14 protein-coding genes are annotated in these 14743 nt (G+C 72.0%); 12 read left to right on the top strand and 2 right to left on the bottom strand.

The window, feature by feature from the left end:
- The first annotated feature begins 43 nt into the window (after positions 1-43).
- Positions 44-1918, top strand: a complete 1875-nt coding sequence (locus tag Leucomu_RS07340; protein ID WP_128386815.1) for a vWA domain-containing protein — start codon at positions 44-46, stop codon at positions 1916-1918.
- A 28-nt stretch (positions 1919-1946) separates the two neighbouring features.
- Entirely contained in the window at positions 1947-2792 is an 846-nt protein-coding gene (locus Leucomu_RS07345) for a hypothetical protein (RefSeq protein WP_128386816.1), read from the top strand.
- A 62-nt stretch (positions 2793-2854) separates the two neighbouring features.
- On the opposite strand, the gene Leucomu_RS07350 is transcribed toward Leucomu_RS07345, so the two are convergent.
- Positions 2855-3421 (bottom strand): thioesterase family protein, encoded by a 567-nt coding sequence (locus Leucomu_RS07350; RefSeq protein ID WP_128386817.1) that lies wholly within the window; start codon positions 3419-3421, stop codon positions 2855-2857.
- Between the two features lie 138 nt (positions 3422-3559).
- On the opposite strand from Leucomu_RS07350, the gene efp reads away from it, so the two are divergent.
- Both efp and nusB read left to right on the top strand, forming a co-directional pair.
- Positions 3560-4123 (top strand): elongation factor P, encoded by a 564-nt coding sequence (efp, locus tag Leucomu_RS07355; RefSeq protein ID WP_017885096.1) that lies wholly within the window; start codon positions 3560-3562, stop codon positions 4121-4123.
- 5 nt (positions 4124-4128) lie between these two features.
- Complete coding sequence (nusB, locus tag Leucomu_RS07360) at positions 4129-4545, top strand: transcription antitermination factor NusB (protein WP_017885097.1); 417 nt, start codon at positions 4129-4131, stop codon at positions 4543-4545.
- Positions 4546-4664: 119 nt separating this feature from the next.
- On the opposite strand, the gene Leucomu_RS07365 is transcribed toward nusB, so the two are convergent.
- Positions 4665-5105 (bottom strand): hypothetical protein, encoded by a 441-nt coding sequence (locus Leucomu_RS07365; protein ID WP_128386818.1) that lies wholly within the window; start codon positions 5103-5105, stop codon positions 4665-4667.
- 130 nt (positions 5106-5235) lie between these two features.
- On the opposite strand from Leucomu_RS07365, the gene Leucomu_RS15480 reads away from it, so the two are divergent.
- The 8 genes from Leucomu_RS15480 to pyrF all read left to right on the top strand — a co-directional run bounded on the left by Leucomu_RS15480 (position 5236) and on the right by pyrF (position 14589).
- The gene (locus Leucomu_RS15480) at positions 5236-5469 is read left to right on the top strand and encodes a helix-turn-helix transcriptional regulator (RefSeq protein WP_031290271.1); all 234 of its coding nucleotides are present in this window, start codon (positions 5236-5238) and stop codon (positions 5467-5469) included.
- A 198-nt stretch (positions 5470-5667) separates the two neighbouring features.
- The gene (gene pyrR / locus Leucomu_RS07375; RefSeq protein ID WP_017885100.1) at positions 5668-6258 is read left to right on the top strand and encodes a bifunctional pyr operon transcriptional regulator/uracil phosphoribosyltransferase PyrR; all 591 of its coding nucleotides are present in this window, start codon (positions 5668-5670) and stop codon (positions 6256-6258) included.
- Complete coding sequence (locus tag Leucomu_RS07380; RefSeq protein ID WP_017885101.1) at positions 6255-7214, top strand: aspartate carbamoyltransferase catalytic subunit; 960 nt, start codon at positions 6255-6257, stop codon at positions 7212-7214. Before pyrR ends, Leucomu_RS07380 begins: the two co-directional genes overlap by 4 nt.
- Positions 7207-8589 (top strand): dihydroorotase, encoded by a 1383-nt coding sequence (locus Leucomu_RS07385; protein WP_017885102.1) that lies wholly within the window; start codon positions 7207-7209, stop codon positions 8587-8589. The genes Leucomu_RS07380 and Leucomu_RS07385 overlap by 8 nt, the downstream gene beginning before the upstream one ends.
- Positions 8586-9161, top strand: coding sequence for a PH-like domain-containing protein (locus tag Leucomu_RS07390; protein ID WP_017885103.1), 576 nt, complete (start codon positions 8586-8588; stop codon positions 9159-9161). Before Leucomu_RS07385 ends, Leucomu_RS07390 begins: the two co-directional genes overlap by 4 nt.
- The gene (carA, locus tag Leucomu_RS07395) at positions 9158-10402 is read left to right on the top strand and encodes a glutamine-hydrolyzing carbamoyl-phosphate synthase small subunit (protein ID WP_017885104.1); all 1245 of its coding nucleotides are present in this window, start codon (positions 9158-9160) and stop codon (positions 10400-10402) included. Before Leucomu_RS07390 ends, carA begins: the two co-directional genes overlap by 4 nt.
- A 3-nt stretch (positions 10403-10405) precedes the next feature.
- Positions 10406-13723, top strand: a complete 3318-nt coding sequence (gene carB / locus Leucomu_RS07400) for a carbamoyl-phosphate synthase large subunit (RefSeq protein ID WP_128386820.1) — start codon at positions 10406-10408, stop codon at positions 13721-13723.
- Positions 13720-14589 (top strand): orotidine-5'-phosphate decarboxylase, encoded by an 870-nt coding sequence (pyrF, locus tag Leucomu_RS07405; protein ID WP_128386821.1) that lies wholly within the window; start codon positions 13720-13722, stop codon positions 14587-14589. The genes carB and pyrF overlap by 4 nt, the downstream gene beginning before the upstream one ends.
- The last annotated feature ends 154 nt before the right edge of the window (positions 14590-14743 follow it).

Consider the following 14743-nt stretch of genomic DNA (forward strand, 5'->3'; position numbering starts at 1 on the left):
GCAGGCAGCATCGGTCTCGCGCCGGCCCCGGTAGGGTGTGGGCATGGTCGACCGGGGCATCGAGGAGCGGGAGCGGCTGCGCGCCGTCGGCGCCCTGATCGGCGTGCCCGTCTCGGTCACCGATGACGACGACTGGGAGCTCGACGAGGCCGGCTTGCGCGTGGGACTCGGCTGGTACGCGCAGCGCGGTCACGGGCGCGACGAGGCCGTCGCGCTCGCACTGCTGCAGCTCTGGGAGAGCGTGCGCGGCGAGCGGGTGACCCCCGAGCGGGCGCGTCGCGGCCGTTCCATCGTGTCGGGACGGCCCGCCGCGCAGCCGCTCGTCGCGGCAGTCGTGCGCCTGCAGGCCGCGGCCGAGCTGCTCACGGCGCTGCCGGGAATGCGGGACCGGCTCGCGTCGGCGATGGCCCGCAGCCTGCCGGAGGGGCTGGGCGAGCAGGCTCGGCACCTGCAGTGGGTCGCCCTGCTGCTCGCGGCGGGATTCGGCGCGCCGGCGCCCACCGATGGGGCCGACGCCGAGGTCGCCGCCGAGTGGGACGCGCTGCAGCGGGCCTCCGAGCGGGGCGACGCCCTGCAGCGCGTGCTGGCGCCCGACCCCGGACGAGGCGCGCTCGACCGCTTCGAACGCGCGCTCGCGCTGCTGCTGCCGCCCTACGAACGGCTGCTCGCGAGGGACGCGCGTGACCGCGGGTGGGGTGAGGCGCCCCGGGGAGCCGAGGCTCAGGAGCACGAGGGCGGCGGCGCCTCCGACGACTTCGGCGCGGCCGGCGCGGGCGGCGACGCCGCTCAGCAGGCGCCCGACGAGGGCGGCCAGGACGGGGAGGCGTCGGCGCCGGAAGACGACGAGCGCGCCCGGGCGGGCGAGGGGCGTCAGACGGCCGAGGGCGCAGACCTGTTCGCCGCCGAGCAGGCGGGATTCGTGAGCGCGCTGCTCGCGACGCCGCTCCCCGCCGAGGGGGCGCTGCTCGAGGCGATGTCCCTGCCTCCGCTCGAGGGTGCGCCGCGCAGCAGCGACGATCCGAGGGAGGCCGGGGGCGGCGCCGCCGCAGCGAACGGCGGGCTCGCGTTCTCGGACTACCGCGGTCGGGCCGGCGAGCTGGCCGACGCGATCGAACGCATGCGGGCGGTGTGGGCGCGGGTCATCGCCGAGCGGGTCGCCCAGGTGCGCGGGATCGGTCGCCGGCCGGTGCCGGAGGGGGAGATGCTGAGCCCCGAGGCCCTGGCCCGCGCGGTCGCCGAGGCGCGGGCGGGCGTGGCGCGCCCGGCCGCCTTTCTGCGCCGGGAGACCCGGCCGCGCCGCCGCCGCCGCGCGGGCAGCACCGACTACGTGCTGCTCGTCGACCGCTCGGCGTCGATGCAGGGGCGCATCGCCGACGCGGCGGCCGATGCGGCGCTCATCATGATGGAGGCGCTCGCGGGCGTCGAACGCGACGTCGCGCACGCCGAGCAGCGGGCGGGGATCGAACTCGACCTCGACATCCGCACCGCGCTCGTGCTGTTCGACGCCGAGCCGCTCGTGGTGAAGCCGCTGAGCCGGGGCCTCGACGACGAGGCGAGGCGCCGCATGGACTCGGGCATCCGATCGCCGAGGGGCTCCACGAACGACGGCGCTGCGCTGCTCACCGCGGCGCAGCAGCTCGGGATCGCGCCCGGCGCAGCCGGCGCGAGTGCGGCCGCGGCGGCCGATGGCGTCGAACGACGACGGCTCGTGCTGCTGGTGAGCGACGGAGGGTCGAACGACCCCGTCGCGGCCGCACGCGAGCTGCGGCGATTGCGGGCCGCGGGCGTGGACGTGCACGGGATCGGCATCGGCTCCGACGAGATCGTGCGGCGCTACGCACCGAGCAGCCGTCGCGTCGACGACCCGAGCGGCATCGCCGAGGCGATCCTCGACCTGGTCGAGAGTGAGCTACCGTGAAGATGAGCGACAGGGAGCGGGAGGGCACATGAGCACGCCAGACACGGGGGATCGGATCCGCCTCACGCGGGCGCTCTTCCCCGAGCTCGCGAGCGAGCTCGACGCCGCCCTCGCGTCGAACGGGGGCGACCGAGCCGACGGGTTCGACGCCTGGCTCGACGGCGAGACCGAAGCGCTGCGCGCGACATCGCTCTCCTCGGTCGGGTTCGCCGACGTGCTCGACGAGGCGCAGCGCGACCGGTTCGGGCGGGCCTTCGACGCCGCTCGCGCCGTCGCCGGCCGGGTGGGCCTCGAGCCGCCGCAGCCCGAGGCCTTCGCCGATGCCGGTGCGGATCTCGCGCGGCTCGGCGCGGCCCTGTCCGGCGACCCCACGCTCGTGCCCGTGCCGGCGCCCTACGGCCTCGGGGCGGCGGGCTGGCGACGGTTGTTCGAACGGGCGGCCGAGCATGAGGGGCCGCTGTCGCAGCCCGAGGGCGGTTCGCCGCTCGTGCTCGCGAACGAGGCCGAGCGCGAGTTCGCCCTGCTCGATCGTGCACCATCGGGTGTGCCGATCGTGCGCGCCCGCGCGGGCGCCGCGACGGGGTGGACGCTGCGGCTCGTGCCGGGCGGGCTCGCGCCCGCCGTGCTCGGCCTGAGCTTCGAGCACGGCCCGCACGCCACGCTGCCCGAGATGCTGATGCTGCAGCTGATGCGCGCGGCCTCGAGCGAGCCGCTGGTCGACGCCCGCAGCTTCACCTGGCTGGCGGGCGCACTCGCCGACGGCCGTCTGGCCGCGCGCCACGTCTACGACGCCGGCGAGCGCAGCGTGCGCATCAACTGCCGCGAGATCGGCAACCAGGGGCCGCACCTCGGGGCACGGCCGCCGGTCGGCTGACCCTGCGCCCGTACCTGGCTGGCGCCCGTACCTGGCTGGCGCCCGTGCCCGGCTGCCGCCGGCTACTCCCAGACGCTGCGCGCGTCGGATCGGGTGGAGGGGAGCCGGGACGACGCACCCCACGCGAGCACGTCGTCGGGCACGCGCAACTGCTCGGGATCCGCCCCGCTCTTCTCGATGACCTCGCTCACCGGCACCGTGCCGCCGCTGCGGCGCAGGATGCGCCCGCGCACGATCGCCCGGGCGTAGATCTCGGGGCGGCGCTGCGCGTCGGGCCGCACGAAGCGCTGCTCGATGTAGACGGCCTGCTCGTCGAAGCCCAGGATGCGCGACTCGATCCAGAACCGCATCCACGGGTTCAGCGACTTGCGGTACGAGATGGTCTGACCCACGACGACCGGGTACCAGCCCTCGCGCTTGAACACGTCGAGCGCGCCGTTGCGCTGGATCAGGTCGAACCGGGCCACGTCCATGATGGAGAGGTACTTGCCGTTGTTCATGTGGCGCAGCACGTCGAGGTCGGTCGGCCACGCGCGGAACCGCGAGCGGGAGACGTCGCCGAAGCCGAGACGCGGGCCGCGCGGCCCGACGAACCAGAGATGCCAGAGGGTGCGGAAGAGCATGTGCATCACGGCAGGATAGGGCGGCACGGATCGCGGCCGCACGCCGTTTGTGGGAGAACTGCAAGGCGGCCTCGGTAAGCGCGGTGTAAACTGTATCGGCGCTGCTCTGGCGCTCGAACCCGATAGAACCCGGAGAACACCTGTATGGCAACCTCGAACGACATCAAGAACGGCACCGTGATCAAGGAGAACGGTCAGCTCTGGAGCGTGGTCGAGTTCCAGCACGTCAAGCCGGGCAAGGGCGGCGCCTTCGTGCGCACCAAGCAGAAGAACGTCGTCTCGGGCAAGATCATCGACAAGACCTACAACGCGGGCGCCAAGATCGAGACCGCGAACGTCGACCGCCGCGACTACCAGTACCTCTACCAGGACGGCGCCGACTTCGTCTTCATGGACAAGAGCGACTACGACCAGCTGACCGTCTCGGGCGCCGTGGTGGGCGACTCGGCGAAGTTCATGCTCGAGAACCAGGACGTGCAGATCGCGCTGCACGAGGGCGATCCGCTCTACCTCGAGCTGCCCGCCTCGGTCGTGCTCGAGATCACCTACACCGAGCCCGGCCTGCAGGGCGACCGCTCCACCGGCGGCACCAAGCCCGCGACCGTGGAGACCGGCGCCGAGATCCAGGTTCCCCTGTTCCTCGAGACCGGCACCCGGGTCAAGGTCGACACCCGCACGGGCGACTACCTCGGCCGAGTCAACGACTAGTACCGTTGTCAGCCCGCACCAAGGCGCGCAAGCGCGCCCTCGACATGCTCTTCCAGGCCGACGTGCGCGACGAGTCGATCATCACGATCGTGAACGCCGAGGCCCAGCGCGCCGCCGGCGAGCCCGACCGCGAGGCCTCGTGGCTGTACGCCCGTGAGATCGTGGACGGCGTCACCGACCACCGCGACGAGATCGACGAGCTCATCATGAGCTACGCGCAGGGGTGGACGCTCGAGCGCATGCCGAACGTCGACCGTGCGCTGCTGCGCCTCGCGGCTTGGGAGATCCTCTTCAACGACGAGGTGCCCACGGCGGTCGCGATCGACGAGGCCGTGGAACTGGCCAAGGACTACTCCACGGAGGACTCCAGCCGCTTCGTCAACGGCGTGCTCGGCCGCATCGCCGATCACGCGCAGGCGTAGGGCTTCTCGGGTCGGCCTCCGCCGCCCAGTCGAAAGGCGGGTTTCTCCGGTGATTCTTCGGAATCGCCGGCGAAACCCGCCTTTCGTCGTTCGGGAGCGGCGCTCGTCGCGCCCACGCGCTACTTCTGCTCTTCGACCGTCACCGTGTAGTCGGCGTTCGCCGCGGTGACCTTCACGTAGTAGTCGCCGGCGTCCTTGCGCAGGATGGTCTCGCCAGCTCCGGGCTCGCTGATCATGACGTCGGGGATCGCTCCGTCGGTCATGATGTCGGTGCCCTCGGTGAGCACGTAGACCGCGCCGACGACCATGTTCGCGCCCGCGTTGTCGACGAAGTCGTAGGTGACGCGCACCTTCCCGCCGGTCAGCGCGATCGTGTCCGACTGCTGGTCCGCGTTGCCGGTGATCGTCGCGACCGGGGTCCAGATGGGCTCGGCGACGACCTCCTCTGCGGGAGCCTCAGCGGGGGCAGCGGGGGCGGCGGGCTCCGCGGCGCCCGAGCAGCCGGCGAGGCCGATGGTCAGCAGGGCGACGGCTGCCAGTGAGGGAAGCGTTTTCTTCATGTGGATCGGGGTCCTTTCGGTCGGGGCAGTGGGATTCCGATGGGTAGTGCAGCGGCAGGGTACAAGAACCTGTGCTTTATGCACAGTATCCTGTGCTGCGCTGCGGGGGCAAACTCTATGGACTGGTGAGGTGCCACTTCCTCCCAACCCCGACCTCACCCAGCTGAGAGTGATCATCGGGCGGGAGCGCACGCGCGCCGGCCTGACCATCGAGCAGCTCGCCGAGGCCTCCGGGGTCAGCCGGCAGACGATCCTGAATCTCGGTTCCGGCAAGCACCACGGCGACCTCAAGACCTGGCTGAAGCTGTCGAGGGCGCTCGGCGTCGGGCTCGACGAACTGCTCGCGCCGGTGTGGCGCGAGTGACGGCGCGGCAGGCGCCGAGAGGCGGATTTCGCAGGTGCAGCTCCGGGTTCAGCTGCGAAACTCGCCTTTCGCGGTGCTTCGCCGCGGCGGAGCACCGCGGCGGGCCGAGCGCGGGCCCGGGTCGCCGGGCCTGCTATTGTTGAGGGAAATGAGTTCCTTTAAGTCCGTCCTGTGAGGCGGGAAAGGAGTGCTGGGAACATGCGTACCCTCCTCTACGCCGACGACATATCGCGGGCGCTGACCCGCATCTCCCACGAGATCGTCGAGGCGAACAAGGGCACCGGCGACCTGATCCTCGTCGGCATCCCGAGACGCGGCACCCTGCTGGCGCACCGCATCGCCGCCACCATCTCCCGCATCGAGGGAGTCGACGTGCCGGTCGGCAGTCTCGACGTCACCATGTACCGCGACGACCTCTCGCGGCAGCCCGCACGGGCTCCGCAGCCGACCGAGATGCCCGTCGCCGGCATCGACGGCGTCACCGTGGTGCTCGTCGACGACGTGCTCTACTCGGGCCGCACCGTGCGCGCCGCCCTCGACGCGCTGAACGATCACGGCCGCCCCCGCGCCGTGCGCCTCGCCGCGCTCATCGACCGCGGCCACCGCGAGCTGCCGATCCGAGCCGACTACATCGGCAAGAACCTGCCGAGCGCCAAGCACGAGCGCATCTCGCTGCGGCTGGAAGAGCTCGACGGCGTCGACGAGGTCGCCATCGGCAGCGTCGACGATCCCTCCCTCGCGCAGGCGCCGGCCCGGGTGCGTGCGACGGCTCCGGAGGCGACCGCATGAGGCACCTGCTCGACACGCGCACGCTGAGCCGAGACGAAGCGATCCTCATCCTCGACACCGCCGAAGAGATGGACGCCGCCCAGCAGCGCGAGGTGAAGAAGCTGCCCGCGCTGCGCGGCAAGACGGTGGTCAACCTCTTCTACGAGGACTCGACGCGCACCCGCATCTCCTTCGAAGCCGCGGCGAAGCGTCTGAGCGCCGACGTCATCAACTTCAGCGCGAAGGGATCGTCGGTCTCGAAGGGGGAGTCGCTCAAGGACACCGCGCAGACCCTGCAGGCGATCGGCGCCGACGGCGTGGTGATCCGCCACCCGGCCTCGGGCGCCCCCGAACGGCTCGCCCGCAGCGGCTGGATCGACGCGGGTGTGCTCAACGCCGGCGACGGCACCCACGAGCACCCCACGCAGGCGCTGCTCGACGCCTTCACGATGCGCCGGCGCCTCTTCGCCGATTCGAGCCGGGGCCGCGACCTCGACGGCGTCTCGGTGGTGATCGTCGGCGATGTCGCCCACTCCCGCGTGGCCCGCTCGAACCTCTGGCTGCTGAACGCCCTCGGCGCGCACGTGAGCTTCGTCGCGCCCGAGACCCTGCTGCCCTACGGCGCCCGCGACTGGCCGGTCACGCTGCACCACTCCCTCGACGCCGCTCTGCGGGACGAGCAGCCCGACGTGGTGATGCTGCTGCGCATCCAGACCGAGCGCATGCACGCCGCCTTCTTCCCGAACGAGCGCGAGTACGCCCGCAACTGGGGCCTCGACGACGCCAGGCTCGGCAGACTCGGCGAGCGCACCATCGTGATGCACCCCGGCCCCATGAACCGCGGCCTCGAGATCTCGTCGCGGGCCGCCGACTCCGAGCGCTCCACCGTGCTCGAGCAGGTCGCGAACGGCGTCTCGGTGCGGATGGCGGCCCTGTACCTGTTGTTGAGCGGATCCGAACGGAGCACCCATGAGTAACCCCGACCTCCTGATCCGCGGCGCGCGTCTCGCCGCCGACCTCACCGAGCGCGGCGCCGATCCCCGTTCGGCGGCCTCCGTCGACCTGCGCATCTCGGGCGGCCGCATCGTCGAGCGCGGCGCCGAGCTGCAGCCCCGCGAGGGCGAGCGCGTGATCGACGCCGAGGGGCTCGTCGCCCTCACCGGCCTCGTCGACCTGCACACCCACCTGCGCGAGCCCGGCTTCGAGCAGTCCGAGACCGTGCTCACCGGCACCCGGGCCGCCGCCGCGGGCGGCTTCACGAGCGTGTTCGCGATGGCCAACACGATGCCCGTGCAGGACACGGCCGGCGTGGTCGAGCAGGTGCAGTCGCTCGGCGACGCCGCCGGTTACGCCACGGTGCGCCCCATCGGAGCGGTCACCGAAGACCTCGCGGGGGAGCGCCTCAGCGAGATCGGCGCGATGGCGCAGTCGCGCGCCGCCGTGCGCGTGTTCTCCGACGACGGCAAGTGCGTGCACGATCCGCTGCTCATGCGCCGCGCACTCGAGTACGTGAAGACCTTCGACGGCGTGATCGCGCAGCACGCGCAGGACCCGCGCCTCACCGAGGGCTCGCAGATGAACGAGGGCGCGCTCTCGAGCGAGCTCGGCCTGAAGGGCTGGCCCGCGGTCGCCGAGGAGTCGATCATCGCCCGCGACGTGCTGCTCGCCGAGCACATCGGCGCGCGCCTGCACATCTGCCACCTCTCGACGGCCGGCTCGGTCGAGGTGGTGCGCTGGGCGAAGGCCCGCGGCGTGCAGGTCACCGCGGAGGTCACCCCGCACCACCTCATCCTCACCGAGGAGCTGGTGCGCAGCTACGACCCCCGCTACAAGGTGAACCCGCCGCTGCGCCGCGAGGAAGACGTGCGCGCGCTGCGCCGCGCAGTGGCGGAGGGAGTCATCGACATCATCGCGACCGACCACGCGCCGCACCCCGTCGAGGCGAAGGAGTGCGAGTGGGACGTCGCCGCCTTCGGCATGGTCGGCCTCGAGTCGGCGCTGCCGATCGCGCTGCTCACCCTCGTGAACGAGGGCCACACCAGCTGGGCCGAGCTCGAGACCCTGCTCTCGCAGAAGCCGGCCGAGATCGGCAGGCTCGAGGGGCACCCCGCCGCCCTCGCCGAGGGTGAGAGCGCCGACCTCGTGCTCGTCGACCCGGGCGGCGCGAGCGAGTTCGACCTCGCCAGGCTGCGAGGCCTCAGCGTCAACTCGCCCTATCTCGGGATGGAGCTGCCCGGTCGAGTGGCCTACACGGTGCGCCGCGGCTACCTGACGCTCGACGGGGGAGCACTCGTCGAGACCGCCACCGTGGCGGCCGCCGCCGCGACCGCAGCGCTGGAGGGGGCCCGATGAGCGCCTACTCGATCGCGCTGCTCTTCGGCGCGGTGGGCGTGCTCGTGCTCGTCGGCATGTGGTGCTCCTGGCGCGCGCGCCTGAAGCGCGACGCGGCCGCAGCGGCGTCGTCCGACGAGCCCGGCGGCGAGATCATCGAGCGCTTCCCGCGCGCGGGTTACGTCTCCACGACCGCCGCGGGCGCCCCGCTCGAGCGCATCGCCCTGCCCGGGCTGCGCTACAAGGGCTACGCCGAGGTGACGGTGCGCCGCGACGGCGTCACCATCCAGGTCACCGGAGAGCGCCCCGTGCACATCGCCGCCGACCGGGTGCTGGGCACCGGCGACGCCGGCGTTCGCATCGGCAAGGCCGTCGAGCGGGGAGGCCTCTCCCTGCTCGCCTGGCGCGCCGACGAGACCCACGGAGACAGCGAGGCCGGCGGCGAGAGCCGCACCCTCGAATCGAGCTTCCGCTTCGCGGACCCCGCCGAGCAGCGGCGCTTCGCAGAGGCGATCGAGCAGATCCTGACCCCCGCCATGTGCGGGGCGCCGGGACAGACGGACACAGACGGAACGACGCAGGAGGACGCGTGACCACGAACACAGGTGAAGAGGTGTCGACCCCCGAGTCGACGACGAGCGGCGTCACGGCGCCGCCCGCGGCCGCGGTGCCCGAGGGCGGCGCCGTGCTGGTGCTCGAGGACGGCTCCCGCTACGACGGGCGCGCCTACGGCGCGACCGGTCGCACGCTCGGCGAGGTCGTGTTCTCGACCGGCATGACCGGCTACCAGGAGACGCTGACCGATCCCTCCTACGCGGGCCAGATCGTGCTCATGACCGCGCCCCACATCGGCAACACCGGCGCCAACGACACCGACATGGAGTCGCGCAAGATCTGGGTGTCCGGCTTCGTGGTGCGCGATCCCGCACGCCGCGTCTCGAACTTCCGCGCGCAGCGCTCGCTCGACGAGGACCTCGTCGACGACGGCGTCGTCGGCATCTCGGGCGTGGACACCCGGGCCATCACCCGCCGCATCCGCTCGGCCGGCGCCATGCGCGCGGGCATCTTCTCGGGCGCCGACCTCGAGCTCTCGGCCGACGAACAGCTCTCGCTCGTGCGCGAGCAGGCCGGCATGGCGGGCAAGAACCTCTCCGAGCAGGTCACCACGCCCGAGCGCTACGACGTGCCGGCCGCCGACGGCGCCGAGCGCATCGGCTCGATCGCGGTGCTCGACCTCGGCATCAAGCGCGCCACCGTGCAGTACCTCTCCGAGCACGGCTTCGACGTGATCGTGCTGCCGGCCTCCACCTCGCTCGACGAGATCCGGGCCATCGCCCCCGACGCGCTGTTCTACTCGAACGGTCCCGGCGATCCCGCGGCATCCGACCAGCAGGTCGTGCTGCTGCGGGAGCTGCTGCGCGACGGCGTGCCCTACTTCGGCATCTGCTTCGGCAATCAGCTGCTCGGCCGCGCCCTCGGCTTCGGCACCTACAAGCTGCCCTTCGGCCACCGCGGCATCAACCAGCCCGTGCTCGACAAGCGCACCGGCCGCGTCGAGATCACCGCCCAGAACCACGGCTTCGCCGTCGACGCGCCCATCGAGGGCGAGCTCGACGCTCCCGAGGGCTTCGGGCGCGTGCAGGTGAGCCACTACAGCCTCAACGACCAGGTGGTGGAGGGGCTCGAGTGCCTCGACATCCCCGCCTTCTCGGTGCAGTACCACCCCGAGGCCGCCGCCGGTCCGCACGACGCCTTCTACCTCTTCGATCGATTCCGCCAGCTGGTCAAGGATCGGGCCTCGGCAGGCTCGGCCAGCGCAGAAGGAGCCAACTAAGCCATGCCCAAGCGTTCAGACATCAACTCCGTCCTCGTCATCGGCTCGGGCCCGATCGTGATCGGCCAGGCCTGCGAGTTCGACTACTCGGGCACCCAGGCCTGCCGAGTGCTGCGCGAAGAGGGCGTGCGCGTCATCCTCGTCAACTCGAACCCCGCGACGATCATGACCGACCCCGACTTCGCAGACGCCACCTACGTCGAGCCCATCACCCCCGAGGTGATCGAGTCGATCATTCTCAAGGAGAAGCCCGACGCGATCCTGCCCACCCTCGGCGGCCAGACCGCGCTCAACGCGGCCATGGCGCTGCACGAGCAGGGCATCCTCGAGAAGTACGACGTCGAGCTGATCGGCGCCAAGGTCGAGGCGATCCAGCGCGGCGAGGACCGCCAGATCTTCAAGGAGCTCGTGATCGAGGCGGGCGCCGACGTCGCCCGCTCGCACATCGCGCACACCCTCGAGGAGGCGAAGGAGTTCGCGAAGGATCTCGGCTACCCGCTCGTCGTGCGCCCCTCCTTCACGATGGGCGGCCTCGGCTCGGGCTTCGCCTACACCGAGGAGGACCTGATCCGCATCGCCGGCGACGGCCTCCACTACAGCCCCACCAGCGAGGTGCTGCTCGAGGAGTCGATCCTCGGGTGGAAGGAGTACGAGCTCGAGCTCATGCGCGACACGGCCGACAACACGGTCGTGGTCTGCTCGATCGAGAACGTCGACGCCGTGGGCGTGCACACTGGCGACTCGATCACCGTCGCACCCGCGCTCACCCTCACCGACCGCGAGTTCCAGAAGCTGCGCGACATCGGCATCGACATCATCCGACGCGTCGGCGTGGACACGGGCGGCTGCAACATCCAGTACGCCGTCGACCCGGTGAGCGGTCGCATCATCGTCATCGAGATGAACCCGCGCGTCTCCCGCTCGTCGGCGCTCGCCTCGAAGGCCACCGGCTTCCCGATCGCGAAGATCGCGGCGAAGCTCGCCCTCGGCTACCGCCTCGACGAGATCCCGAACGACATCACGCAGAAGACGCCCGCGAGCTTCGAGCCCACCATCGACTACGTCGTGGTCAAGGCCCCCCGCTTCGCGTTCGAGAAGTTCCCCGCCGCCGACGACACCCTCACGACCACCATGAAATCGGTGGGCGAGGCCATGGCGATCGGCCGCAACTTCACGACGGCGCTGCAGAAGTCGCTGCGCTCGCTCGAGAAGCGCGGCACCTCGTTCCACTGGGAGCCGGTCGCCGAGTCCGAGCGCGAGGCGCGCGTCGCCGAACTGCTCGAATCGATCGCGCGCCCCACCGACGGCCGCATCGTCGACGTGCAGCAGGCGCTGCGCCTCGGCGCGACCGTCGAGCAGGTGTTCGAGTCGACCGCGATCGACCCTTGGTTCCTCGATCAGATCGCACTCATCAACGAGGTCGCCGAGACGGTGAAGGGCGCCCCGCAGCTCACGCTCGACGTGCTGCGCGAGGCCAAGGACCACGGCTTCAGCGACGCGCAGATCGCGGCGATCCGCGGGGTGTCCGAGTCCGAGATCCGCGGTCTGCGCCACGGCCTCGGCCTGCGCCCCGTCTACAAGACGGTCGACACCTGCGCGGGCGAGTTCCCCGCGCTCACGCCCTACCACTACTCGTCGTACGACCTCGAGACCGAGGTGCAGGCGAGCGACCGCAAGAAGGTCGTGATCCTCGGATCCGGCCCCAACCGCATCGGCCAGGGCGTCGAGTTCGACTACTCGTGCGTGCACGCCTCCTTCGCGCTGAGCGATGCGGGCTACGAGACGATCATGATCAACTGCAACCCCGAGACCGTGTCGACCGACTACGACACGAGCGACCGCCTCTACTTCGAGCCGCTCACGCTCGAGGACGTGCTCGAGGTGATCCACGCCGAGCAGCAGAGCGGCGAGCTGCTGGGCGTCGTCGTGCAGCTCGGCGGGCAGACCGCCCTCGGCCTGGCGCAGCCGCTCAAGGACGCGGGCATCCCGATCCTCGGCACCACCCCCGAGGCGATCGACCTCGCCGAGGAGCGCGGCGCGTTCTCCGGCATCCTCGAGCGCGCGGGGCTCGTGGCGCCCCGCAACGGCACCGCCATCGACGAGGAGGGCGCCGTGCGCGTCGCCGAGGAGATCGGCTACCCGGTGCTCGTCCGCCCCTCGTTCGTGCTCGGCGGGCGCGGCATGGAGATCGTGTACGACACGGCGACGCTGCGCGGCTACTTCGGCCGCATCGAGGGCCACGCCCTCGTCGGCCCCGGCCACCCGCTGCTCGTCGACCGCTTCCTCGACGACGCCATCGAGATCGACGTCGACGCCCTCTACGACGGCGAGCAGCTCTACATCGGCGGCGTGATGGAGCACATCGAGGAGGCCGGCGTGCACTCGGGCGACTCCAGCTGCACCCTGCCGCCCGTCACGCTCGGCCACGACCAGATCGCCCAGGTGCGCGAAGCCACGCTCGGCATCGCCGAGGGCATCGGCGTGCGCGGCCTGCTCAACGTGCAGTTCGCGATCGGACAGGGTGTGCTCTACGTGCTCGAGGCCAACCCGCGCGCCAGCCGCACGGTGCCGTTCGTGTCGAAGGCGCTCGGGATCCCGCTCGCGAAGGCCGCCTCGCGCATCATGGCGGGCGAGACGATCGAGCAGCTCGTCGACAGCGGCTTCCTGCCCGAGCGCGACGGCTCGCGCGCGCCCATCGACGCGCCGATCGCCGTGAAGGAGGCCGTGCTGCCCTTCAAGCGCTTCCGCACCAACGAGGGCCTCGTGGTCGATTCGCTGCTCGGCCCCGAGATGCGCTCCACGGGCGAGGTCATGGGCATGGACCGCGACTTCCCGACGGCGTTCGCGAAGAGCCAGTCGGCGGCCGGCAGCGAGCTGCCCACCTCGGGCACGGTCTTCCTGTCGGTGGCGGATCGCGACAAGCGCTCCGTGGTGCTGCCGGCGCTGCGGCTGCAGGAGCTCGGCTACCGCATCCTCGCCACCCAGGGCACGCAGGTGGTGCTGGCGCGCAACGGCATCTCCTCGGAGGTCGCCCGCAAGCACTCGGCCCACGCCGAGGGCGACACGATCGTCGACCTCATCAACCGCGGCGAGATCGACATGATCGTGAACACCCCGTCGGGCAGTTCGGCTCGCGCCGACGGCTACGAGATCCGCGCTGCGGCGGTTGCGGCCGACAAGCCGATCTTCACGACCGTGTCGGAGCTCTCGGCCGCGGTCGGCGCCATCTCGGCGCAGCAGCAGGGCTTCGCGGTGAAGTCGCTGCAGGAGTACCAGGCCGATCGCGACGCGGTGCTCGCCGAGGCGGCGGCCGCGCGATGAGCGCGCGCTCCTTCGGGGGCCGGCTCGCGGCGGAGTTCGCCGCGGGCCGGCACCTCTGCGCGGGGATCGATCCCCACGCACCGCTGCTCGCCGACTGGGGTCTCGGGGACGACGCCGCCGGCGCCGAGCGGATGGGGCGCGAAGTCGTCGCGGCCGCCGCCGGCGTGGCCGCGTGCGTGAAGCCGCAGGTGGCGTTCTTCGAACGCTTCGGCTCGGCGGGCTATGCCGCGCTCGAGCGCGTGCTCGCCGACGCCCGGGAGGCGGGGCTGCTCGTGGTCGCCGACGTGAAGCGCGGCGACATCGGCTCCAGCTTCGGGGCCTACGCCGACGCCTGGCTGGCACCCGGATCCCCGCTCGAGGCCGACGCGATGACGGCCGTCGCCTACCAGGGCTTCGAGAGCCTCGTCGGGGCGTTCGCGCACGTGCGCGACCACGGCAAGGGCCTCTTCGTGCTCGCCGCGACCTCGAACCCCGAGGCCCGCGAGGTGCAGCGGGCGGCCCGTGACGACGGCCGCAGCGTCGCCCGCGCGATGGTGGAGGACGCCGAGGCGTTCAACGCCGAGGCCGCCGCGGGCTCGGGCGTCGGTTCCGTCGGCGTCGTGCTGGGCGCGACGCTCGACCTCGCCGACTTCGGCATCGACGTCGCGAAGCCCGCTGTGCGCCCCGCGCTGCCGGTGCTCGCGCCCGGCTTCGGCCACCAGGGGGCGCGCATCGAACAGGCGGCGCAGATCTTCGGCGGCATCGGCCACGCGCTGCTCGCGAACGAGTCTCGCAGCATCCTCGCCGGGGGAGCGGTCGGCCTCGCCGATCGTGTGCGCGGGCGCGCCGACGCGATCGCCTCCGCCCTCGCCGCCTCGCGAGCCTAGGTTCCCGGGCCGCGCCTCGTGGGCCGCATCGCAGCGGACGGCCGGGCGCCTCGCCCGGAGCGGCGGCGGGGCTCGTCCGGTGCCGAGTCGACGACGGCGGCGCGCGCGGCGCTCCGAACCGGCCCGCGCGGGAGACGAGGGCTCGCGAGACATA

The organism is Leucobacter muris (assembly GCF_004028235.1).
In the GTDB taxonomy this organism is placed as follows: Bacteria; Actinomycetota; Actinomycetes; order Actinomycetales; family Microbacteriaceae; genus Leucobacter; species Leucobacter muris.